This is a genomic window from Cupriavidus pauculus (genome assembly GCF_008693385.1).
GTDB classification, from domain to species: domain Bacteria; phylum Pseudomonadota; class Gammaproteobacteria; order Burkholderiales; family Burkholderiaceae; genus Cupriavidus; species Cupriavidus pauculus_D.
Map to the genome: position 1 here is coordinate 1,057,308 of NZ_CP044067.1, position 22,678 is coordinate 1,079,985.

The window sequence follows — 22,678 nt, forward strand, 5'->3', positions numbered from 1 at the left end:
AACGTCTCCGTGACGTGAAGCGCGTGCCGTGGACTGCATGCTCGGGTCCGCGTGCCGGCCTCTATCGTCATATTTCCCTTGCGGGGAAGGCGCTATTGTCCAACAAAACCGCGATGCCTGCCGCGCGCCACCTTCAACGCAGGCCTTTCAGCGCGCGATACACCTCCGCCAGTCCCGCATGCAGCCGCTTGTCGCGCCGGATCACCACGGCGAGCCCCCGGTGCAGACGCGGCGACAGCGGCCGCACGACCACATCGCTGGGCGGTTGCCGCACGGCCATTCCCGGCAGGATCGCGCAGCCCAACCCTGCCGCGACCAGGGCCTTGATCGCCTCCACGCTGCCCAGCGACATCACGGGACGAATGCTCGCGCCACCGCGCGCGATCCACGTATCGGCGATGCGGCGCGTATTGCCGCCTTCGAACAGCAGCACGGGCCGCGTGGCCAGCGCGGCGGCCGTGATCCGGGCCGGCAGCGCCATGCCCGCCGGCGCGATCAGCAGGAACTCGTCTTCCATGACCGGCGTGATATGGAGGCTGCGGCCCGTTACGGGCAGCGTCACGAGCGCGATATCGAGCAGATTGTCTTCCACGGCCTTGACGATGTCCGCCGTATTGCCCACCGTCACGGCGATCTCGAGGTCCGGATGCCGCTGCCGCAGATCCTTCAGCAACGGCGGCAGCAGAAAGATGCATGCGGTAGCGCCGGTGCCGATGCGCACCGGCCCCGCCGCCACGCCGCTGCGGCGCGTCACGGCTTCCACCGCGGCCTCCACGGCCGAATCGATCGTCCCCGCGTGGGCCAGCAACTCGGCACCGGCGGCCGTCGCGCGCGCCTGCCGCCCCACACGCTCGAGCAGCGTCGTGCCGAGACTGCGCTCGAGCTGGCGGATCTGCTGGCTCACGGCGGGCTGCGTGAGGTCGAGGCGCTGCGCCGCGGCGGAGAAGCTGCCGAGTTCGACGACGGACACGAACGTGCGCAGGTAATTGAGGTTGAGACCGGGGGTCGGAGATTTCATGGCGGCCGGGCGATATGAGACGATCTCAAACAATCGCTTATACATTGCATCAAAGGATGAAGCTTCATTTATGGTAGCGATTGAGGCAAGATGCGGCAACGCCTGACCCATGACCCACCATGTCCACCGCTGCCTCTTCCCTCGATCCCGCCATCCACACCACGGTGCAGGTACGCGACGCCACCGACGACGATATGGCCGCGATCCAGGCCATCTACGCCCATCACGTCCTGCATGGCAAATCGAGCTTCGAGGAAGTGCCGCCGACGCTGGACGACATGCGCGCGCGGCGCGCGGGCGTCCTCGGCCACGGCCTGCCCTATCTGGCCGCCGAACTCGGCGGCCGGGTGGTGGGCTATGCCTACGCCACGCCCTATCGGCCGCGCCCGGCGTACCGGTTCACGGTGGAAGATTCGGTGTATGTGGCCGATGGGCTCGCGGGACGCGGCATCGGCAATGCGTTGATGGCCGCGCTGATCGCGCGCTGCGAGCAGGGACCATGGCGGCAGATGATCGCCGTGATCGGCAATAGCGCGAACGCGGGCTCGCGCGCGCTCCATGCGCGCCACGGCTTCGAATATGTCGGCACGCTCGCGAACGTCGGCTTCAAGTTCGGCGGCTGGCTCGATACCGTATTGATGCAGCGACCGCTCGGCGAAGGCGCGCGGTCGCTGCCGTCCACTAGCCCGAAGGACTAGCGCAAAGGACTGGCGCAAAACCCTGGCGCTCAGCTCTTGATGAACGCGAGCAGGTCGTTGTTGAAGCGTTCCTTGTGCGTGTCGGTCAGACCGTGCGGCGCACCGGGATAGACGATCAGCTTCGAGTTCTTCACGAGCTTGTGCGAGGCGCGGCCCGCCGCATCGATCGGCACGATCTGGTCGTCGTCGCCATGAATCACGAGCGTCGGACGATCGATCTTCTTCAGGTCCTCGGTGAAATCGGTTTCCGAGAAGGCCTTGATCGAGTCGTACGTGTTCTTGTGTCCGCCCTGCATGCCCTGCGCCCACCACCATTCGACGAGGCCCTGCGACACCTTCGCGCCCGGACGGTTGAAGCCATAGAACGGACCCGACGGAATATCGCGATACAGCTGCGAACGATTGGCCAGTTGCCCATTGCGAATGCCGTCGAACACTTCCAGCGGCAATCCACCGGGGTTGGCCGGCGTCTTGAGCATCAGCGGCGGCACGGCCGAGACCAGCACGACCTTGGCCACGCGCGACGTACCGTGCCGGCCGATATAGCGTGCCACCTCGCCGCCACCGGTGGAAAAGCCCACCAGGATCACATTGCGCAGGTCCAGCGTCTCGATGACGGTCGCGAGGTCGTCCGCGTAGTGGTCCATGTCGTTCCCGTTCCACGGCTGGCTCGAACGGCCGTGGCCGCGGCGGTCATGCGCGACCGCGCGGAAGCCGTTGTTGGCAACGGCCATCATCTGCGATTCCCAGCTGTCCGAAGACAGCGGCCAGCCGTGGCTGAACACGACCGGCTGGCCCGTGCCCCAGTCCTTGTAGTAGAGCTGCACGCCGTCCTTCGTGGTGATGAAGCTGCCACCGGCGTTCGCACCGGCCGGCGATGCGCCGGCACCCGGCTGGCCTGCCGCGCTGGCGGCAACCGCCTGCGTGGCCAGCAGTGCGCCAGCGGCGCCGAGGGCGCTGCCGAGCAGCAGGGAGCGGCGGGCGGGTACGGCTACGGCTTCGTTCTTCTCGTTCTTTGCAGACATGATGGGCTCCGATTAAGATCGTACGTATTTATATCGCGTGCGATATTTAAGGTCAAAAAAAGCTCGCTTCACGTGTAGTCGCCGAGGCTGCCCCGCAGGTTCAGCATCCGGGTCCGCATCTCGCGAATCTCCGCCGCATTCAGCCCCGTGGCTTCCGCCACGCATGCGGGAATGCGCTCGGCCTTCTCGCGCAACGCCTCGCCCTGCTTCGTCAGCGTGACGATGACCTGCCGCTCGTCGGCCGCCGATCGTGTCCGCCTGACCAGACCCTGCGCCTCGAGCCGCTTGAGCAACGGCGTCAGCGTGGTGGTCTCCAGCGCGAGGCGTTCGCAGATCTCGGAGACATTGACGCCTTCCTTCTCCCACAACACCAGCAGCACCAGATACTGGGGATAGGTCACGTCCAGCTCGCGCAACAGCTTGCGATACACCTTGTTGAAGCTCAGCGCCGTGGAATAGACGGCGAAACACAGCTGCGCGTCGAGCGCCAGGGCATTCGATTCGGGCCGTTTCATCGTGGGTTTCCGTTGGTCACTGGGCATGGAGCGAAATTTATATCGCACACGATATATTGTCAAGCGACTTTTTTGATGTGCGGTCGCTGCCCTCATTCATGCACAACCTACTGAGCAGCCCAGCACCATTCCGTGCGATGCCCTCCCGGCACTGGTGCACGCCCGATCGCGGCATCGTGCCCGCTCGCGCCACGCTGGCCCGCTCACAGACCAGACATATCCCCTCCCGATGCGGGGGGTCCGCCACCCTCGAGCTGGCGCGGGGCCTGAGGGCAGACGCTCCGCCTCATGCAGACAACTCGCCCGGCCACACGGCAATGGTGAGCAGCCCACAACGATCAGGCATTACATGTGCTTCTGAGAAACGCTTCGTTTGGTCACAGCGTTCACGGTCTTAAGCTTTGCCTCTCTGATTGAGAGTCACTGCATAGCTCTGTGAGCGGCTCACAGGAGTCAATGAACCCATGAGCGAACCACAATTCCACGCGCCATCCCGCGAGACTGACGCCGATAGCGTCAGCCTCGGTCTTGCGGCCTACACCGCGATTCGTCGCGACATCCTCACGTGCCGACTCGTCCCCGGGTCCATGGTGACCGAGGGCGAGCTGATGGCGACGTATGGCTTCGGCAAGAACAGTTGCCGCATCGCGCTGACCCGGCTCGCGCACGAGCGCCTCGTGTTTGCGCGGCCACGCAAGGGCTATCAGGTAGCGCCCATCACGCTGAAGGACGTCGAGGAAGTCTTCGCGCTGCGCGTGCAGCTCGAGCCGATGGCGGCGCGGCTGGCGGTCAATCGCGTCGACACGCAGCTGCTGCATCGGCTCGAAGCGGCCTGCCGCGTCGAACACATCGGTCCGCTGCCGCATCGCATCGACGTCTTCATGGATGCGAACAAGGCATTCCACCTCGCCATCGCCGAAGCCACCGGCAACGAGCGCCTGCTGCGCACGCTGTCGGGCCTGATGGACGAGATGTCGCGGCTGGTCGCGCTCGGCTTCAACGTGCAGCGCGTGAAGCCGGAGATCCGTCACGACCACAACTCGATGATCAAGGCATTCGAGGATCGCGACGAACGCGCGGCGGAAACGATCGCGCGCCGCCATATCGAGACCTTCCGCACGCAGACGATGGAAAAGGTCTACGCAAGTCTGTCGCAGGCGGGGACGTATCTGCCGCTCGTCGTGGCCGGAGGTGTGCGATGAGCCCCCCCGTTCTGGTTGCCACGGGCATCACCAAGCGCTTCGGGGCAACCACGATCCTCGACGACATCGACCTGACCGTGAACGCCGGCGAAGTCCTTGCGCTGGTCGGCCCGTCGGGCTGCGGCAAGAGCACGCTGCTGAATATCCTGTCGGGCCTCGTCGCGCCCGATGCGGGCCAGTTGCTGGTGGAAGGCGTGCCGTCGACGCAGGTCAGGGACTGGCGCCGCATCGCGTACATGTTTCAGGAAGACCGGCTCCTGCCCTGGCGCACGGTGCGCGACAACGTGACGTTCGGGCTCGAAGCCTCGCCGATGCTGCGCGGCGAACGCGACCGCATCGCCGACGAGATGCTCGCGCTCGTGGGCCTGCATGGCCGCGCCGACGCATGGCCGCACGAACTGTCGGGCGGCATGCGCAGCCGCGTGGCCCTGGCGCGCAGCCTCGCCGTGCAGCCGGACGTGCTGCTGATGGACGAGCCGTTCTCGAAGCTCGACCCGCATACGCGCAGCCAGATGCATGAAGAGTTGCTGCGCATTCAGGCCGGCAATCCCAACCACAAGCGCATGACAGTCGTTTTCGTCACGCACGATATGGAAGAGGCCGTGGTGCTCGCTGACCGCGTGGTGCGCCTGGCCGCGCGCCCGGGGCGTGTCGCCGACGTCGTCGATCTCGCGACACTCGTGCGGCCCCGTATTCCGACGGCACCGGTCGTCGCCGAACAGGTCCGCGTGCTGCGGGCCGCCGCGTAAGGAGCCGCCGCCATGTCTAACGTGATCCAGAACCGCGCGCTCCAACTCGTCGCGCAACGTCTGCTGTTGGTCGGCGCCGTGCTTGGGCTGTGGTGGTGGGGCGCGTCGCACGTGCCGTCGTTCGTGCTGCCGGGCCCGGCCAAGGTTGCCGACGCACTGGTCGCGCTGTGGCACAGCGATACGTTCGCGGCCGATGTGGGCGCCACGTTCCGACGCGTGCTGACGGGCTTCCTGATCGCCACCGTCATCGGCACGGGACTCGGGCTCGCGCTCGGTGGCAGCCGGATGCTCGCGCGCTTCTTCGAGCCCATCCTCACCGTCTTCAACACCGTGTCGTCGGCCATCTGGGCGATCTTCGCGATCATCTGGTTCGGCATCTCGGACGCGACCACCATCTTCGTCGTGTTCATGACCGCCATGCCGCTGATTCTCACGAACGTGTGGGAAGGCGCGAAGACCGTCGATGCGCAGTACGTGGATCTGGCGCGGAGCTTCCGCATGTCGCGGCTGCAGATCCTGCGCAAGATCTACGGGCCCACGATCCTGCCGCACTTCTTCGCCGGCGCGCGGCTCGCCTTCGGTTTCGGCTGGCGCGTCTCGCTGGTGGCGGAAACCATCGGTTCCTCCAGCGGCATCGGTTACCGGCTGCGCCAGGCCGCGGACCTCGTGCAGACGGATCAGGTCTTCGCGTGGACCGTGCTGCTGGTCGGCCTGATGCTGCTGCTCGAAGGCGGCGTGCTCAAGCCCGCCGAACGCTGGCTGTTCCGCTGGAAGGCGCCGGCCGGTGCATCCGGCAAGTCCGCCGCCCCGTCACGCAACACCTCTTCTCTGCTTCAAGTTCAAGGATGACCATCATGCGCAAGCTATTTACTGCCACCTTTGCCGCGCTGTCGCTGTTTTCGGCCGCCGCAAGCGCCGCCGACACCGTGAAGATCGGCTACTGGACCAGCGGCGTGAGCCTGGGCTACGGCTCCGTGCTGGAAGCGAAGGACTTTCTGGCCAAGCGCGGCATCAAGGCCGAGTTCGTGCACTTTCCCGACGTGAACGCCCCGCTGCGCGCGCTGGCGGCCGGCTCGATCGACCTCGCGTTCGGTGCCCCGGTGGCTGGCGTGTTCGGCACCGCGGCCTCGGGCGTGCCCATCCGCATCTTCGCGGCCACGCAGCCCGCCGACGTGCAGTTCGTCGTGCCGAAGGACTCGCCGATCCAGTCGATCGCCGAGTTCAAGGGCAAGAAGATCGGCATGTCGCCGGCCGGCTCCTCGGTGGCCGTGATCGCGAGCGCCGTGCTCGCGGGCAACTATCAGATCAAGAGCAGCGAGTTCTCGCTGATCGGCGGCAACGAGTCACGCCTTGCGCAGTTCCTCGTGCAGAAGCAGGTGGACGCGGCCGCGCTGCGGTCCGTGACCGTGGCACAGCTCGGCAGCGAACTGCCCGTGCGCAAGCTCAGCACGTTTGCCGACGAATGGAAGAAGCTCACGAAGTCCGATGCGGTGCCGTATATCGGCGTGGGCGCCGTGCGCACGGAGCTCATCGACAAGCAGCCGGAGACGGTGGCACGCGTGATCGCCGCGCTGCGCGACACGCTCGCGTGGGGCAACGCCAACCGCGACGAAGTGGTGCAGATCCTTCAGAAGAAGGCCAACCTGCCCGCCGACGACGCCAAAGTCTACGTGAGCCACTGGAACGACATGAACCGCGTGGCCTTCGAGCCGGCCGATATCGATACGCTGCGCCGCCAGCATGCGGTGTTCGTCGAGTCAGGTCTGGTCAAGGGCGAACTCAAGGACGACCTGTTCGCGCGCGGTCCGTACGAGCAGTCGAAGACGCTCAAGTAATTGGATAGATTCGCCCCCCCTTTTTTCTTCCCCCAAGCAAGGAACATCCCGTGAGCCAAACCATGCAGGCGCTCGTTCTCGATGCGCACGGTACCCTCGATCAACTCCGCGTCGTCAGCGACAAGCCCGTTCCCACGGCAGGCGAAGGTCACGTCGTGATCCGCGTCGGCGCGTCCTCGTTCAACTATCACGACGTATTCACCGTGCAGGGCATGCCCGGCATCAAGGTGCCGCTGCCCGTCGTGATCGGGCTGGACCTCGCCGGCACGATCACCGAGATCGGTGAGGGCGTGTCCGGCTGGAAGATCGGCCATCGCGTGCTCGTCAATCCGCTGAAGCCCGGCGTGGGCCTGATGGGCGAGATGGTCGACGGCGGCATGGCCGAGTACGCGCGGGTCGATGCCAAACAGCTGATCGCGCTGCCCGAGAACGTGACGTTCGAGCAGGCCGCCGCGCTGCCGGTGGCTTACGGCACCGCGCACCGCATGCTGATCACGCACAACACGGTCAAGGCCGGCGACAAGGTGCTCGTCCTCGGCGCGAGCGGTGGTGTCGGCACGGCGACGGTGCTGCTGGCCAAGATGCTCGGTGCGGAAGTCATTGCCGCGGCCGGCAGCGACGAGAAAGGCGAAAAGCTCAAGGCGATCGGCGCGGACCATGTCGTCAACTACCGCGAAGTCGATTTCGGCAAATGGGTCATCGAGCGCTACGGCAAGCCGCAGCGCCGCAACTTCGACGGCGGCGTCGATGTCGTGGTGAACTTCACGGGCGGCGACACGTGGCTGCCGTCGATCAAGAGCCTCAAGCGCGGCGGCACGCTGCTCGTGTGCGGCGCCACCGCGGGGCACGACCCGAAGGAAGATCTGCGCTACGTATGGAGCTTCGAGCTGAACATCAAGGGCTCGAACAGCTTCTACGACGACAACCTCAAGGCGCTGCTCGCGCTGGTGGCCGAAGGCAAGCTCGATCCGGTCATCGACAGCGTGGTACCGCTCACCGGTGCCGCCGACGGCCTCGCGCTGATTCGCGATCGCGCCGTGCTCGGCAAGGTGATTGTCACGCCCTGAGCGTCACGCCTGATTCCCTCTTACTTCCCATACCCCCGATCATGTCCGAAAACACCACCCTTCCGACCGCCGCCGACGTGCAGGCACGCCTGCTGCGCGGCCCCTATCACCAATGGCTGGGCCTCGAAGTCCAGAACGTCGCCGACGGCGAGATCACCATCACCGCGAAGTTCCGCGACGAATGGGTCGTCAACGTCGAGGGCGGCTATATCCATGGCGGCATTCTTGCCGCGCTGGTGGACCTCGGCGCGGACTGGGCGCTCGTCTCGCACACCGGCAAGGGCGTGCCGACGATCGACCTGCGCGTGGACTACCACCGTGCCGCGCGCGGCGACCTCAAGGTCGTCGGCAAGGTCATCAAGACCGGCCGCCAGGTCTCCGTCGCGGAGGCGAGCGTGTTCGACGCCGAAGGACGGCTCGTGGCCAGCGGCCGCGGCGTCTATTCGACGCCTGCCGCCTGACCGGACACGGATACGATCATGGACGAGCGCTCGAGTTTCAGCCCTGATTCCAGCCCGAACGTCAGTCGAAACCTCGGTCGGATCATCGATCGAGGTTTCGACCGTGCCGCCATCGCGATCGTGGGCCTCGATCTGGAAGGCCATGCCACCGAGCATAGCTTCGGCGAGATCGACACGCGTGCCGATGCCATGGCGCGCGGGCTGCTCGCGCGCGGGCTCGTGCCCGGCGATCGCGTGGCGCTGCTCGGCGTGAACGCGGTGGATTACGTCGTCTCGCTGCTCGGCATCGTCCGTGCGGGGCTCGTGGCGGTGCCCGTCAACTTCAAGCTGCCGGCCACGATCGTCGAGTACATCCTGGCCGACAGCGGCGCGCGCCTCGTGCTGTGCGACGCCGCGCGCGCGCCGCAGGTGCCCGCCGCCCTGCCGCACCTCGTGTTCGGCTCGGCGGCGTTCGCCGCCCTGGCCGTCGCGCAACCGAATGCCGAGCCATTCGAGGCATTCGAGCCCGGCGAGCGGGATCTTGCGCTCATTCTCTATACGTCCGGCTCCACGGGACGTCCCAAGGGTGTCCTGCTGAGCCATGCGTCCCATCGCTGGGTCGTACGCACACGCCAGGCGGCCACGCCGCTGGCCGACGAACGCGTACTGATTGCCGCCCCGCTGTACCACATGAATGCGCTCGCGCTCATCCTGCTGACGCTCGCGAGCCATGCGCCGGCCGTATTGCTGCCGCAGTTCCAGGCGGCCGCGTATATCCGCGCGATCGCCCGCTATCGCTGCACTTGGCTCACGGCCGTGCCGCCGATGATCGCAATGATGCTGCGCGAGCGCGAACTGCTCGCGCAGACGGACCTCGGCAGCGTGCGCGTGGTGCGCATGGGCTCCGCGCCCGTGAGCCCCAGCCTGCTCGAACAGATTCACAAGCTGCTGCCCAATGCGCGCGTGATCAACGCGTTCGGCACCACCGAAGGCGGTCCGGTCGTGTTCGGTCCGCACCCCGACGGCCTGCCCACACCCACCCAATCGGTCGGTGCCGCGCATCCGGCCGTGCAGATGCGGCTGGTCGACGCGCAAGGCCAGGCCGCGGAGGAAGGCGTGCTCGAACTGAAGAGTCCGGGCCTGATGCTCGGCTACCACCAGCGTCCCGAGCTGTCGCCATTCACGCCCGACGGCTATTACGTGACCGGCGATGTGTTCCGTCGCGATGCCAACGGGTTCTACACGTTCGTCGGCCGCCGCGACGACATGTTCGTGAGCGGTGGCGAGAACCTGTATCCCGGCGAAATCGAGAAAGCGCTCGAGCGTCATCCGGCCGTGCAGCAGGCCAGCGTGGTGCCGGTGCCGGACGACATCAAGGGCACCAAGCCCGTGGCATTCGTCGTGCCGCGCCCGGGCCATGCCGTCCCCAGCGAAGACGAACTCAAGGCGTTCTCGCTGACCCAGCTGGCCGCCTACGAGCATCCGCGACGCATCTGGTTCGTGGATGCGCTGCCGCTCGCGGCCACGCAGAAGATCGACCGGCGCGCACTGACCGAGGATGCCTTGCAGCGCCTTGGCGGCGAGCACGCCCATCATTAACCGCAGGAGTATTCCGATGTCTTTCCAGCACCCGGCGGCTCGCGCCGTGGCCTTCTCTCTTCTTGCCGCGTGCGCGGCGCCCGCGTTCGCGCTCGACGAGGTGACCGTCGCGCTGGCCATTCCGCCCGCCGTGCACGACGGCGCGCCCTACGCGGCCGCCGAGGAGCTCGGACTGTTCAAGGAGGCCAACCTCAGCGTCAAGACCATCGTGTTCCAGGGCGCGGGCGCGCTGCTGCCGCAGGTGGCCGGCAAGCGCGTGACGTTCGGCTATCCGACCTCCGAACCCGTGATCGCCAGCTATTTCTCGGGCAAGGATCCGCTGCCCCTGCGCTATTTCTACAACGGCGTGCCCGGCAACACGATGGAGTTCGCGGTGCTGGCGGACTCGCCCATCAAGACGCTGGCCGACCTCAAGGGCAAGCAGATCGGCGTGGGCGCGCTCACATGGGGCACGATTCCCGGCGGCCGCGCGGCGCTGCGCACGGCGGGCCTCGAACCCGGCAAGAACGTGGAGTACGTGGCCGTCGGCGCGCTGGGCGCGGGCTTCCAGGCCCTGCGCACGCACAAGGTCGATGCGCTCAACTTCAACAGCAGCTGGGACGACCAGCTCGAGTTCTCGGGCGTGAAGATCCGCCGCATCGCCTATCCGCCGGTATTCCAGGAAACCGCCGGCAATGGCTTTATCGCCCACGTGGACACGCTGCGCGACCAGCCCGATCTCGTACGGCGCTTCGGCCGCGCCTATACGCAGGCGCAACTCGTGTGCGAGGCGAACCCGACGTTCTGCGTCAAGGCCTTCTGGAAGCACAACCCCGAGGCCAGGCCCGCCGGCGATGAAGCGAAGAATCTCGCCGAGGCCACCGAACTGCTGAGCCGCCGCCTCAAGCGCGTCCTGCATACGCCCGCCGGCGCCGCGCGTGTGCCGGGGCAGTACGACCTGGCCGCCATCCAGCGCGGCATCGATGCCATGGCCAAGGCCGGCGAGTATCCGAGCGCGGATGTCCCGCTGCAGAAGATCTTCAGCAACGAGTTCGTGCCCGCGTTCACCGACTTCGATCGCGCGGCATTGCTGCGCCGGGCAAAGGCGGCGCAATGAGCGGAACGATCCACGAACTGGCCACCGGCACGCCCGTGCTTTCGGTCACGCCCGCCGACGCCCTCGTCGATGTGCCCCGCGAGATCGTCGTGCGCGGCTTTCGCGCGGGCGAGCGCGTGGCACTGGACGCCACGCTCGCGCATCCCGATGGCAGCGCATGGCAGAGCCATGCCGAGTTCAACGCCGATGCCGATGGCCATATCGATATCGCGCGCGTCATTCCGATCGCCGGAGACTGGCGCATCGCGGATGCCACCGCCCCGGTCTGGGCCATGCAGCGCACGCAGGCGCCCGTACGGCCTCAACTGAGCGAGGACGTGAACCCGCTGGAGATCGTGCTGTCCGCCACGGGCGAGCACGGCGCGCGGGCATCGGCCACGTACACGCTGCGCTTTCTTGGGCCGGGCGTCGCACTGCGCCCAGTCCGCGAGGCGGGCCTGACCGGCACGCTCCTGACCGGCACGCTCTATACGCCGGCGGGCGACGGCCCGCATCCGGCCGTGCTCGTGCTGGCGGGGTCCGGCGGCGGCATGCACGAGCAGCGCGCGGCCCTCTACGCGGCGCGCGGTTACACGGCGCTTGCGCTCGGATATTTCAAGGCACCGGGACGTCCCGACCATATCGACGACACCCCGCTCGAGTATTTCGAAAGCGCGCTGCAATGGATGCACGCGACGCTGAAGCCGGCCAATGGCTTCGTCGCGGTATCGGGCGTCTCGCGCGGCGGCGAGCTCGTGCTGCTGCTCGGCGCGCGCTTTCCGGAACTCGTCTCGGCGGTCATCGCCTATGTGCCGAGCGCCGTCGTCAACGGCACGTTGCGCGCGGGCAAGCCCGGTGCGCCGCGCGACGCCACGGCATGGACCTGGCGCGGCGAGCCGTTGCCCAATGTCTGGCGCGGCAATCCCGATGCCGACTGGTCGGCATTCGACGCGCCCGCCGCGCCGGGGCAGCCGGTCCGGCAGGCGGCCGCATTCCACACGGTATTGCGGAACGCGGACTTCGTCGCGGCCGCGCGGATTCCGGTCGAACAGATTCGTGGGCCGGTGCTGCTGATCTCCGGCACCGACGACGGTTTCTGGCCGTCCACGCTGTATAGCGAGCAGGTGGAACGCACGCTGCGCGAGCACGGCGCGCGCTGGCCCGTGAAGCATGTGGTCGGCACGGGCGCGGGGCATGCGATCGGGGTGCCGCAACTGCCGGCGACGCTGATTGCCAAGCCCCATCCGGTGGCGGGCCTGCTGCTCGATGGCGGCGGTACGGCGGAAGCGAATGCGCGGGCGAGCGCGCAGTCGTGGGAAGCGGTGCTGGCATTCCTCGCGGATGCCGTGACAACGGGCAAACAGGCATGACCGCGGCGTTGCCTGTCATGTCGCCCGTTGCGTCTCCCGCGCTCGACGCGCGGCACGTCGGCCTGACCTACCCCACCCGCAGCGGCGAAACCGAAGCGCTCAAGGACATCGACCTCGCAATCGGCGACGGGGAATTCGTGGCACTGCTCGGTCCGTCGGGCTGCGGCAAGTCCACACTGCTGCGGCTGGCGGCGGGCCTGATGCCGGCCAGCACGGGCACGCTCCACCTGCACGGCAAACCCATCGAGGGACCGAGCCGCCGCGCGGGCGTGGTGTTCCAGAAGCCGAACCTGCTGCCGTGGAAGACCGTACGCGACAACGTGCTGTTGCCCGCGCGCACGCAGCGGCTCGATCTTCGCGCCGCCGGGCGCCGTGCCGACGAACTGCTCGAACTCGTGGGGCTTGCGCAGTTCGCCAAGGCATACCCGTTCGAGCTATCGGGCGGCATGCAACAGCGCGTGGGCATTGCGCGCATGCTGCTGCCCGATCCGGACCTCCTGCTGATGGACGAACCGTTCGCCGCGCTCGATGCGCTCTCGCGAGAGACGCTGACGTTCGCATTGCAGGAAATCTGGAGTGTGCAGCGCAAGTCCGTGCTGTTCATCACGCACAGCATTCCGGAAGCGGTATTCCTGGCCGACCGGGTGCTCGTGATGTCGCCGCGTCCGGGGCGCATCGTGGAATCGCTGCAGATCGACCTGCCCCGCCCGCGGACGCTCGATACCTTCGATACGCCCGCGTTCACGGCGCTGACCCAACACCTGCGGAGACACTTCAATGCCTCGCCGATCTAGACTGCTGCCGGCACCGCTCTACCCGCTGATCAGCCTCGGCGTACTGCTCCTCGTCTGGCATCTGGCCGTACGCATCTGGCAGATTCCCGACTACCTGCTGCCGCCGCCATCGGCCGTCTTCGACGCGCTGTCGGCGGGCTTCGCCAGCGGCAGCCTGTGGCCGCATATCTGGGCCACGCTCGTCAATACGTTCAGCGGCTATGCCATCGGCTGTGCACTGGCTATCGCGCTCGGGGCGTTGCTCGCCGAGTCGGAGACGTTCGAACGCTTCGTCTACCCGGTGCTGGTCGGCCTGCAGGCCACGCCGAAGGTCGCGCTCGGACCGATCATCCTGGTCTGGTTCGGCTTCGGGGCCGCGTCGAAGATCGTGCTCGTCGCGCTGGTCTGCTTCTTTCCGCTGTTCGTGAACACGGTCAACGGTATCCGGCGCACCGATCCGGAACTGCTCGAAGCGTGCCGCGCGTTCAGCGCGTCGCGATGGTTCCTGCTATGGCACGTGAAACTGCCGGCCGCGCTCGGCGATATCTTTGCCGGGTTGCAGATCGGCGTGTCGCTCGCATTGATCGGCGCGGTGGTGGGCGAGTTCCTGTCCGCGCAGAAGGGGCTTGGCTATCTGATCGCCTCGTCCTCGGTCAGCATGAGTCTGGCCACGATGTTCGCGGGCGTGATTCTGCTCGCGGTCACGGGACTCACGGGTGCGGAGATCGTGCGCGCGTTGCAGCGACGCGTGGTGTTCTGGCAGGCGCGGAAACAGTAAGCGTCAGCCCTTCACACGCAGGATCTCTTCTTCGACCGCGGGCAGCGCATCCTTGCCGAACCACATCTCGTCATTGACGAAGAATGTCGGCGAGCCAAACGCGCCGCGGTCGAACGCGGCCTGCGTGTTGTCGATCAGCGTCTGCTTGACGTCGGCCTGACCGATACGCGCGACAAAGGCCTCGGGATCGAAGCCGGCTTCGCCGAGCGTGGCCGCGAAGATCGCGGGGTCGTCCATCTTCTTCCCGTCTTCCCACATCGCCTTGAAGATCGCGTCCACATAGCGCGCGAAGGTCCCATCCGACTTGTCGTCAATGCGCGTGGCCACCGCGCCGCGCATCAGTTGCAGCGTATTGACGGGGAAATGCGGATTCGGGCGGTAGGCATCGAGCCCGTGGCGCGCAACAAAGCGGCGGACTTCCAGCCGGCCGTACTCCTGCTTGTTCTTGATGCCCGCGAACGCTTCCGCGGGCGAGCGGTTGCCGGTCAGGCGGAACAGACCGCCGAGCAGCACCGGCACGTACTCGAACGGAACGCCCGTGCGCGCCGCGATGCGGGGGAGCACCTTGTGCGACAGATAGGCATTGGGACTGCCGAAATCGAAACAGAACTGGGCGCTCACCGCGGGTTTCGCATGGTTTGCCTCGGGCATGTCGGGTCTCCGAATTGTCTTTGTATTGCGGAACAATGTACTGCACTGCAATCCATCCTGCAACCGCGCCAAGCAGGATTTCAGGCGCCACTATAGAATCTCGCGCATTCGCACCGTGTTTCGGTGTTTCCCACACGGAATCGCATTCCGATACGCAGCATGACTGAGCCATCACCCGCCGCCGCCCCGGCCACCGCCGCGCCCCGCCAGACCGCGCGGGCAAAGCGTCTGCTCAACGATCCGATCCTGCCGACGCTGTTGCGGCTGGCGGCGCCCAATATCGTCGTCATGCTCGCACAGGCGGCCGCGAACTTCCTCGAGAGTTATTACGTCGGTCAACTGGGCGTGCCCGCGCTGGCCGGGGCGGCGCTGGTCGTGCCGCTGGTCATGGCCATGCAGATGCTGTCCGCCGGCGCGGTCGGCGGCGCGATTTCCTCGGCCATCGCCCGGGCGCTGGGGGCCGGGCGGCACGCGGAGGCCGAGGCGCTTGCCCTCCATGCGACGGTGATCGGGATCGTGTTCGGCGTGGTGCTGAGCGTGGCCATGCTGGGACTCGGGCCCTATATCTATCGGGCGCTGGGCGGGCGCGACAGCACGCTGGCGGCGGCGGTCACCTACTCCAACGCGGTGTTTCTGGGCACCACCTTCCTCTGGCTGCTCAATGCGTTCGCGAGCATTCTGCGCGGCACCGGAAACATGCTGCTACCCGCTGCCGTGGTCACCGGTGGCGTGCTGGTCCTCGTGGTGGCATCGCCGGTGCTGATCTTTGGCGCCGGGCCGATTCCGCCGATGGGGATCGCCGGGGCCGGGCTGGCGCTCGTTTGCTATTACGCGGTGGGATTCGTGGTGCTGCTGGTGGCGCTGCTGCGCGGATATGGCGGCATCCGGCTGTCGTTCGCGCATCGGCTGCGGTGGTCGATGTTTGCCGAGATTCTCGGCGTGGGCATCTATGCCGCGGTGAACAGCCTGATGATCAATCTGTCCGTGATCACCGCCACGGCGATGATCGGGATGCACGGGCCGCATGCGCTGGCGGGCTTCGGGCTCGGTATCCGGCTCGAGTATCTGCTGGTGCCGCTGATCTTTGGCTTCGGGGCCGGGATGGTGGCGATGGTCGGCATGAACACGGGCGCCGGGCAGCATGCGCGGGCGCGGCGGGTGGCATGGACGGGCGCGTTGGTCGCCGCCGGGTTGTGCGAGCTGATCGGCCTTGCCGCGGCGATCTGGCCGGCGGCATGGCTCTCGCTCTTCACGCAGGACGAGGAGGCGATCCGGATGGGCGCGGCGTATCTGCGGGCGGTGGCGCCCGCGTATGGGCTCTTCGGGCTTGGGCTGGCGTTGTATTTCGCTTCGCAGGGCGCGCGGCGACTGGGATGGTCGGTCATCGCGGCCGTGTCGCGGGTGGCGGTGATCGGGTTGCTCGGGTATTTGACGCTGACGCTATGGCATGGCGAGCTCGGGGCGTTTTTCGCGGCGCTGGTGTTGGGGCTCGCGATCTTTGCCGCGGTGAACGCGGTGCCCTGGGTGCCGACTCCGCCGGCCCCTCTCCCTGACGGAGAGGGGAGCAAGCCGCTGGCCAGCGCCCCGAGGCGCTGAGCGCGCCTCTCCGTCAGCGACGGTCTTCGTTGCGGGCCTGTTGGCCGCGCTGCTGCTGGAACTGACGCTGTTGCTGCTGTTGTTGCTGCTGCTGATGCTGTTGTTGCTGACGCTGCTGCTCGAATGCCTGCCGTTGCTGCTCCTGCGCCTGGCGTTGCTGTTCCATCTGCTGGCGCTGCATCGACTGTTGCCGCTGCTGCTCCATCTGCGCGCGCTGCTGTTCCTGCTGCGCGCGTTGCATCGCCTGCCGCTGCTGATCCTGCTGCTGCCGCTGCTGCTCGAACGCCCGTTGCTGTTCCTGCTGAGCCCGCTGCATGGCCGCCCGCTGCTGATCCTGCTGCTGCCGCTGCATGTCCTGCGCGCGTTGCTGCTCCTGCTGCGCGCGCTGCATCGCCGCCCTTTGCTGGTCCTGCTGCTGACGTTGCATGTCCTGCGCCCGTTGCTGATCCATCTGCGCGCGTTGCATCGCCGCCCGCTGCTGGTCCTGCTGCTGCCGCTGCATGTCCTGCGCGCGCTGCTGCTCCATCTGGGCCCGTTGCATGGCCGCCCGCTGTTCATCCTGCTGCTGCCGCTGCTGGGTAAATGCCCGCTGCTGATCCTGTCGCGCGCGGTCGCCCGCCGCCTGCTGCTCGCCGAGCTGGCGTTGCTGTTCCATCTGCTGCCGTTGCAACGCCTGTTGCTGCTGCCGCTGGAAGTCCGATCCCTGCCGCTGCTGCTCCTGCAACTGCCGTTGCTGTTCGAACTGCTGCCGCTGCAATGCCTGTTGCTGCTGCCGCTGGAAATCCGGTCCCTGCCGCTGCTGCTCCTGCAACTGCCGTTGCTGCTCGAACTGCTGCCGCTGCAATGCCTGTTGCTGCTGCCGCTGGAAATCCGGCCCCTGCCGCTGCTGCTCCTGCAACTGCCGTTGCTGCTCGAACTGCTGCCGCTGCAATGCCTGTTGCTGGCGCTGTGCCTCGGCCGGCAAGCCTCGCATCTGGTCCGGCCGCGTCGAGTAGGTGCGGCCGTTGTCCGCCGCACCGGGCGCCGAAACGAAACCCTGCGGCTGCCCCGATCGGCCCGGCTGCCCTTGCTGCCACGACTGCCGGTCGCGCGGATGCTGCGCCGCCTGACTGACCCGCACATCCGAATACGACGCCACGGGCTGCGGCGAGCGGCCCGGCTGCCGTGCATCGGGCACCTGCGGCCCGCGCCATGCCGGACCGGCGCCCGCCGTGCCGCCTTCCCGCGCAAACCGCCGCGCGAGGTCGTCGCTCCGGACAAACCCCGGCGCCCGCGCCGCGATGGCCTCGCGATCGAACGTCTGCCGCGCCTGCGGCGGAAGATTGCGAACCGGCGCACCGCCGATCAGGCTCGTCTTGACCGGGGCGATCGCGGGTCCGCCATGCGCCTCGCCACCGGGAATCCGGCGCCACTCGTCGTTGTGCCCGCCTGCCCGATAGGGCGCGGACGGCCGCCCTTCGACGAACCCGCGCGCCGGCATGCCCGTGATCGCGCCGGGCACGCCCCGGTTGAACCAGCGATCCCGATCGCCACGCCCGTTCCAGTCGCGCGCCCCATAGTTGATGCGCGTCAGATACGTCGGACTCGACCGATAGATCGGCCGGTACCGTTCGCCGGGCCCCAGCGGATACCACGCGACGCCGGGCCCGCCGCCGATGCGGATCTGCGTCGAGCTGCCGATAAAGCCGACCACGGCCGGCGCGTAATAGGGCCGCACGTTGGCCGGCCCCGGCACCCATCCCCAGCGATTGCCCACATGCGCCCAACGCCCATAATGCGACGGCGCAAACCCCCATGGCGCATCATCGACCCACGTCCAGCCCCAGGGCGCCACCCATGCCCACTGCCCCACGCTATACGGCGCCCATCCCGGCGACACCGCGCGCGGGAACCAGACCGCGCCATAGTCGGCGTCCTGCTGCCAGTCGCCGTAATCGTCGAGCGCCGTATACCCGGTCATGTCGCGCGGGACATACTGCGCCGCCACCGACCGGTCTTCGCGCGCATCGCGGTCCGCGGTCCAGCGGTCGAACGCATCGGTCGGCGCAAGATTGCCCGCGCCGGCGTCGGCCAGATCGGTTCCGGCGAACCGCACACGCTCGCCGCGCTCGAGTTCGGTGGAGCGGCTGTCGCCATAGAGCACGGCGCGGCCATGCCGCATCGTGACCGTCGTGGTGCTGCCATCGGGCGCGACATCCAGCCGGTAGTCGCCCGGCTCGCTCGGCACGAATGCCAGGTTCGGCGTATCGACCTCGACGGTCTGTCCCTGCGGCAGCGCGCGCACGCGCAACTGCAGCGTGCCCTGCGTGAGCTTGACCTGCGTGGTGTCGTCATCGAGATTGAGGACGGACACCGCGGTCGCCCCGGCCAGCCGCACCGCCGTCGAGCCCGCATGGAGTTCCGCCCGGCCACCGGGATCGACCCACAACCGGTCGCCCGTGGTCACGGGGCGGTTGAGCCCCGTCGCCGCCCAGGTGTCGGAGCCCGCCGGCGCAAAGCTGACGTTGCCGCCGACATCGGTCAGCGTGGCCACCCGCGACGAGGGGTCGGCGCCCAGCGCCGCGTTGCCGGGATCGCCGAGCGGATTGCCCGAGGGATCGACGGGCTGGCCATAATCCTGTCCGCCCTGCCCCGGTGGGTACCCATAGCCTCCCTGACCGTACCCCTGCGCGCCGGCCGAGGCCGCGATCACGCTGGCCAGCACCACGGGCGCAAGCCGCCACGAGGTCGCAAGCTTCGGACGCTTCGGTCGCTGGGGATCGATGGAGATAGAAAAGGGGCGCATTGCTTCGGTCTTGTTCAGGGAGTCCGCACCGGAGGCGGCAGTCGTATTGTCACCCTATATGCGGAACGGGGCGCGGCGCGCAACGGCGCGGGAGGACTTTGTAAGCACGTATTTCCCCGTGCCCGCACGCCGGCGGGGCATCCTTCCCGCCAAGGCCGGCGGCGGGCGGCTGCCCGGGCGGCGACGGCGGACAGCGTCCCCGCAGGCGGACGCACACGGAAACAAGTCTTGCAGTCGGAGAGCCATTCGAGGGCTACTGCTGCGCCGCACCAACCGGGGGAGAAGCGAGGGGGGCGCGACGTTCAGCGCGGCTGGTTGCGCAGGAAATCGGTCAGGCGATCCGGCGCCATCGGCCGGCCATACAGGTAGCCCTGCGCCTCGTAGCAACCGTTCGCGAGCAGGAAGTCGCGCTGGCCCGCGGTCTCCACGCCTTCGGCCACCACGCCGATGCCCAGGCTGTTGCCGACCGTGATGACGGAATTGACGATCGCGGCGTCCACGCCGTCATCGACGACGTTGCGGATAAAGGACTGGTCGATCTTGAGCCGGTCCACGGGAAACGACTTGAGGAACGACAGCGAGGCGTAGCCCGTCCCGAAGTCGTCGCAGGTCAGCGTCACGCCGTCGCGGCGCAGCGCCTGGAGCTGGTCGGAAACGTCGTCCCCCTGCTGGAGCGCGATCGTTTCGGTAATCTCGATCTCGAGCAGCGAGGGCGGCAGCTCGAGCGCGCGCAGCACGTGCCGGACTTCGGTCAGCAGCCGGCTTTCGGCCAGCTGGGCGGCAAACAGGTTGATGGCGACGCGCGGCGCTTCCTCGCCGAACTGGAGCGACCACGCCCGCGCCTGCGCGCAGGCCGTATGGAGCAGCCACATGCCGACGTCGCTGGCGACGCTGCTGGCGGCCAGCGCGTCGATAAACGCGGCCGGCGTGAGCAGGCCGAGCGTCGGATGGCGCCAGCGCATGAGCGCCTCGGCACCGAGCACCCGCCCGTCGCGCAGATCGACCTGGGGCTGGTACAGCAGCTCGAACTGCCGCTGGGCATAGGCCTCGCGCAGGGCCTGGACCAGCGACAGGCGCGTCGTCACGTCCGTGCGCATCTGCGGCTTGAAGAAACGGATCGTCCGGCCGCCATCGTGCTTGGCGCGCGCGAGCGCCAGGCTGGAGGCGGCCAGCACGTCGGAAGCGGTATCCCCGCCGGCCGGCAGCACGCACGCGCCGACGCTGGCCAGCACATGATGGCGGCGACCGGCCATTTCATACGGGGCGGACAGCATCGACTGGATCGCGGCACTGACGTGGCGCACCAGAGTGGGGTCGGAAATGGACGTCAGCAGGACGCCGAATTCGTCGCCGCCGACGCGGCCGATCACCGCATCGCGCGGCGAGGCATCCTTGAGACGACGGGCCACGTGCTGGAGAATCAGGTCGCCTTCGGCGTGGCCATGCATGTCGTTGAACGCGCGAAAGTCGTCGATCCCCACAAGCAGCAAGGCGAAACGGGGCGTCGCGTCCGTCTGCAGACGCGTTTCCAGCCGCTTCAAGAATGCCTGGCGGGCGACCACGCCGGTCAGCGGATCGAGGTCCGCCGGCGGCAAGGCGCCAGTCGCCTTTGCCTCCGACTTGGCCACCATTCCTGCCCTATCTGTTGTGAATGACATTGTGCGCGCTTCAGCTATTTGGCAAGTGTGACGAAAACCATGGAAAAATCAAGCGTCTCAAATCGGCGGCGCAACCGCGCAACGTCGCCGCAAGGCGGCTTGCGGGCGTCGTTGAAATGGGTTGGGGCTTCGCGTACCCTACGCCGCAACGTCCCTCCGGTCGGAATGGTTACGCGCCGGCCGGGGATATGACATCTCATAACAAGAGCATCATCGTGAAGCACTGGACCATCCGAACGCGCATCCTGGCGAGCTTTACCTTTATTTTGCTGGTCATGACGCTGATGGCCGTGGTGTCGTACAACCGGCTGAGCAAGATCGAGCACGAGACCACCGTCATGCGTACCGACGCGCTGCCGGGCCTGACCTACAGCGCCGGCCTGCGCGGCGTCTGGGGCGAGATCTACGTGCTGGCGTGGCAGACCGTGACCGCCGCCGATGAAGGCCAGCGCGGCCGGCTGCTGGCGCAGACCAAGGACGCGATCCAGCGTTTCGATCGTTTGGAACAAATGTATGAGGCCTCCATCGCGCGCGAGGAAGACCGCGCGCGCTTCGAGGCCTTCAAGCAGGTGCGGGCCAAATACGATCAGGCCGCCCTCCCCTATATGGATCCGCTGCGGTGGAAGGACACCGCCACGGCCGAAGCCGCGCTGCGCGGCACCGCCCACGACCTCTGGTTCGATGGCCGCAAGCTGCTGCAGCAACTCGTGGACGACAACACCGCGGTAAACGACCGGGCGGCGGCGAGCATCGTCAGCGCCGTGGACGCGGCCAAGATCAGCATCGAGGTGGCGCTGGCCATCGCCGTGCTGGCCGCGGCCGTCTGCGGCTATCTGCTGCTGCGTGCGATCACCGTCCCGATGCGGACCATCGTCTCGCTGCTGGCGACCATGCGCGGCGGCGACCTGCGCCAGCGCATGGCGCTGGCCCGCCGCGACGAATTCCTTGCCGTCGAGGAAGGCTTCAATCAGATGTCCGGCGAACTGACGGGGCTGGTCGGCCAGGCCCAGCGCTCGGCCATCCAGGTCACGACCTCGGTCAACGAGATTGCCGCCACCGCGCGGCAGCAGCAGGCCACCGCGACCGAGACGGCCGCCACGACCACGCAGATCGGCGCGACCTCGCGCGAAATCTCGGCCACCGCGCGCGACCTCGTTCGCACGATCAGCGAGGTATCGCACGCCGCCGAGCAGACCGCGGGGCTGGCCGGTACGGGTCAGGTGGGCCTGTCGCGCATGGAAACCACCATGCACCATGTGATGGACGCCGCCGGTTCGGTCAATTCCCGTCTGGCCACGCTCAACGAGAAGGCCGGCAATATCAATCAGGTGGTGACGACCATCGCCCGCGTGGCCGACCAGACCAACCTGCTCTCCCTGAACGCGGCGATCGAGGCCGAGAAGGCCGGCGAGTACGGCCGCGGCTTCTCTGTCGTGGCCACCGAGATCCGGCGCCTGGCCGACCAGACCGCTGTCGCGACCTACGACATCGAGCAGATGGTGCGCGAGATCCAGTCGGCCGTGGCCGCGGGCGTGATGGGCATGGACAAGTTCTCGGAAGAAGTGCGCCGTGGCATGTCGGAGGTGACGCAGGTCGGCGACCAGCTGTCGCAGATCATCGGCCAGATCCAGTCGCTGGCGCCGCGCGTCCAGATGGTCAACGAAGGCATGCAGGCGCAGGCCGGCGGTGCCGAGCAGATCAACCAGGCGCTGATGCAGCTGTCGGAGGCCGCGCAGCAGACCGTCGAGTCGCTGCGCCAGTCCAGCCAGGCGATCGACGAGCTCACGCTCACGGCCAACGAACTGCGCAGCGGCGTGTCCCGCTTCAAGGTCTGAGCGGCATTG

Annotated in this window: 20 protein-coding genes; 14 read left to right on the forward strand and 6 right to left on the reverse strand. The window is 67.5% G+C overall.

The annotated features are described in order from the left end of the window. Positions 1-133: 133 nt before the first annotated feature. Positions 134-1,018 carry a LysR family transcriptional regulator gene (locus FOB72_RS23110; protein WP_150375022.1) on the reverse strand — a complete coding sequence of 295 codons (885 nt, stop codon included), beginning with the start codon at positions 1,016-1,018 and terminating at the stop codon, positions 134-136. Positions 1,019-1,137: 119 nt separating this feature from the next. On the opposite strand from FOB72_RS23110, the gene FOB72_RS23115 reads away from it, so the two are divergent. Beyond that, the gene (locus FOB72_RS23115; protein ID WP_150375023.1) at positions 1,138-1,716 is read left to right on the forward strand and encodes a GNAT family N-acetyltransferase; all 579 of its coding nucleotides are present in this window, start codon (positions 1,138-1,140) and stop codon (positions 1,714-1,716) included. Between the two features lie 29 nt (positions 1,717-1,745). On the opposite strand, the gene FOB72_RS23120 is transcribed toward FOB72_RS23115, so the two are convergent. Next, on the reverse strand, positions 1,746-2,741 hold the full coding sequence (locus FOB72_RS23120) for an alpha/beta fold hydrolase (RefSeq protein ID WP_150375024.1): 996 nt from the start codon (positions 2,739-2,741) through the stop codon (positions 1,746-1,748). 68 nt (positions 2,742-2,809) lie between these two features. Continuing rightward, positions 2,810-3,256, reverse strand: a complete 447-nt coding sequence (locus FOB72_RS23125; RefSeq protein ID WP_223851762.1) for a MarR family winged helix-turn-helix transcriptional regulator — start codon at positions 3,254-3,256, stop codon at positions 2,810-2,812. A gap of 464 nt (positions 3,257-3,720) precedes the next feature. On the opposite strand from FOB72_RS23125, the gene FOB72_RS23130 reads away from it, so the two are divergent. The 11 genes from FOB72_RS23130 to FOB72_RS23180 all read left to right on the forward strand — a co-directional run bounded on the left by FOB72_RS23130 (position 3,721) and on the right by FOB72_RS23180 (position 14,144). Next, positions 3,721-4,458 carry a GntR family transcriptional regulator gene (locus tag FOB72_RS23130; protein ID WP_150375026.1) on the forward strand — a complete coding sequence of 246 codons (738 nt, stop codon included), beginning with the start codon at positions 3,721-3,723 and terminating at the stop codon, positions 4,456-4,458. Then, a complete protein-coding gene (locus FOB72_RS23135) occupies positions 4,455-5,207 on the forward strand; it encodes an ABC transporter ATP-binding protein (RefSeq protein ID WP_150375027.1) in 753 nt (250 codons plus the stop codon). Before FOB72_RS23130 ends, FOB72_RS23135 begins: the two co-directional genes overlap by 4 nt. Before the next feature lie 12 nt (positions 5,208-5,219). Continuing rightward, entirely contained in the window at positions 5,220-6,056 is an 837-nt protein-coding gene (locus FOB72_RS23140) for an ABC transporter permease (protein WP_150375028.1), read from the forward strand. Between the two features lie 5 nt (positions 6,057-6,061). Next, positions 6,062-7,042 (forward strand): ABC transporter substrate-binding protein, encoded by a 981-nt coding sequence (locus tag FOB72_RS23145; RefSeq protein WP_150375029.1) that lies wholly within the window; start codon positions 6,062-6,064, stop codon positions 7,040-7,042. Between the two features lie 62 nt (positions 7,043-7,104). Next, the gene (locus FOB72_RS23150; RefSeq protein ID WP_191002418.1) at positions 7,105-8,109 is read left to right on the forward strand and encodes a zinc-binding dehydrogenase; all 1,005 of its coding nucleotides are present in this window, start codon (positions 7,105-7,107) and stop codon (positions 8,107-8,109) included. A 41-nt stretch (positions 8,110-8,150) separates the two neighbouring features. Then, the gene (locus tag FOB72_RS23155) at positions 8,151-8,570 is read left to right on the forward strand and encodes a PaaI family thioesterase (protein ID WP_109584981.1); all 420 of its coding nucleotides are present in this window, start codon (positions 8,151-8,153) and stop codon (positions 8,568-8,570) included. Between the two features lie 18 nt (positions 8,571-8,588). Further along, positions 8,589-10,148 carry a class I adenylate-forming enzyme family protein gene (locus FOB72_RS23160; protein WP_150375031.1) on the forward strand — a complete coding sequence of 520 codons (1,560 nt, stop codon included), beginning with the start codon at positions 8,589-8,591 and terminating at the stop codon, positions 10,146-10,148. Between the two features lie 16 nt (positions 10,149-10,164). Continuing rightward, a complete protein-coding gene (locus FOB72_RS23165; protein WP_150375032.1) occupies positions 10,165-11,244 on the forward strand; it encodes an ABC transporter substrate-binding protein in 1,080 nt (359 codons plus the stop codon). Continuing rightward, positions 11,241-12,593 carry an acyl-CoA thioesterase/bile acid-CoA:amino acid N-acyltransferase family protein gene (locus FOB72_RS23170; RefSeq protein WP_150375033.1) on the forward strand — a complete coding sequence of 451 codons (1,353 nt, stop codon included), beginning with the start codon at positions 11,241-11,243 and terminating at the stop codon, positions 12,591-12,593. Before FOB72_RS23165 ends, FOB72_RS23170 begins: the two co-directional genes overlap by 4 nt. 17 nt (positions 12,594-12,610) lie before the next feature. After that, positions 12,611-13,387 (forward strand): ABC transporter ATP-binding protein, encoded by a 777-nt coding sequence (locus tag FOB72_RS23175; RefSeq protein ID WP_150375034.1) that lies wholly within the window; start codon positions 12,611-12,613, stop codon positions 13,385-13,387. After that, positions 13,371-14,144, forward strand: a complete 774-nt coding sequence (locus FOB72_RS23180) for an ABC transporter permease (protein WP_150375035.1) — start codon at positions 13,371-13,373, stop codon at positions 14,142-14,144. The genes FOB72_RS23175 and FOB72_RS23180 overlap by 17 nt, the downstream gene beginning before the upstream one ends. A gap of 3 nt (positions 14,145-14,147) precedes the next feature. Here FOB72_RS23180 and FOB72_RS23185 read toward each other — a convergent pair whose 3' ends face one another. Continuing rightward, positions 14,148-14,795 (reverse strand): 2-hydroxychromene-2-carboxylate isomerase, encoded by a 648-nt coding sequence (locus FOB72_RS23185; protein ID WP_150375036.1) that lies wholly within the window; start codon positions 14,793-14,795, stop codon positions 14,148-14,150. Between the two features lie 159 nt (positions 14,796-14,954). Here FOB72_RS23185 and FOB72_RS23190 point away from each other — a divergent pair, with 159 nt between their 5' ends. Then, the gene (locus FOB72_RS23190) at positions 14,955-16,391 is read left to right on the forward strand and encodes an MATE family efflux transporter (protein WP_150375037.1); all 1,437 of its coding nucleotides are present in this window, start codon (positions 14,955-14,957) and stop codon (positions 16,389-16,391) included. A gap of 13 nt (positions 16,392-16,404) precedes the next feature. Here FOB72_RS23190 and FOB72_RS23195 read toward each other — a convergent pair whose 3' ends face one another. Further along, the gene (locus FOB72_RS23195; protein ID WP_150375038.1) at positions 16,405-19,176 is read right to left on the reverse strand and encodes a DUF6600 domain-containing protein; all 2,772 of its coding nucleotides are present in this window, start codon (positions 19,174-19,176) and stop codon (positions 16,405-16,407) included. Positions 19,177-19,478: 302 nt separating this feature from the next. After that, positions 19,479-20,807, reverse strand: a complete 1,329-nt coding sequence (locus tag FOB72_RS23200) for a putative bifunctional diguanylate cyclase/phosphodiesterase (protein ID WP_150375039.1) — start codon at positions 20,805-20,807, stop codon at positions 19,479-19,481. Between the two features lie 215 nt (positions 20,808-21,022). Here FOB72_RS23200 and FOB72_RS23205 point away from each other — a divergent pair, with 215 nt between their 5' ends. Continuing rightward, positions 21,023-22,669 (forward strand): methyl-accepting chemotaxis protein, encoded by a 1,647-nt coding sequence (locus FOB72_RS23205; RefSeq protein WP_317889560.1) that lies wholly within the window; start codon positions 21,023-21,025, stop codon positions 22,667-22,669. Positions 22,670-22,678: the final 9 nt, after the last annotated feature.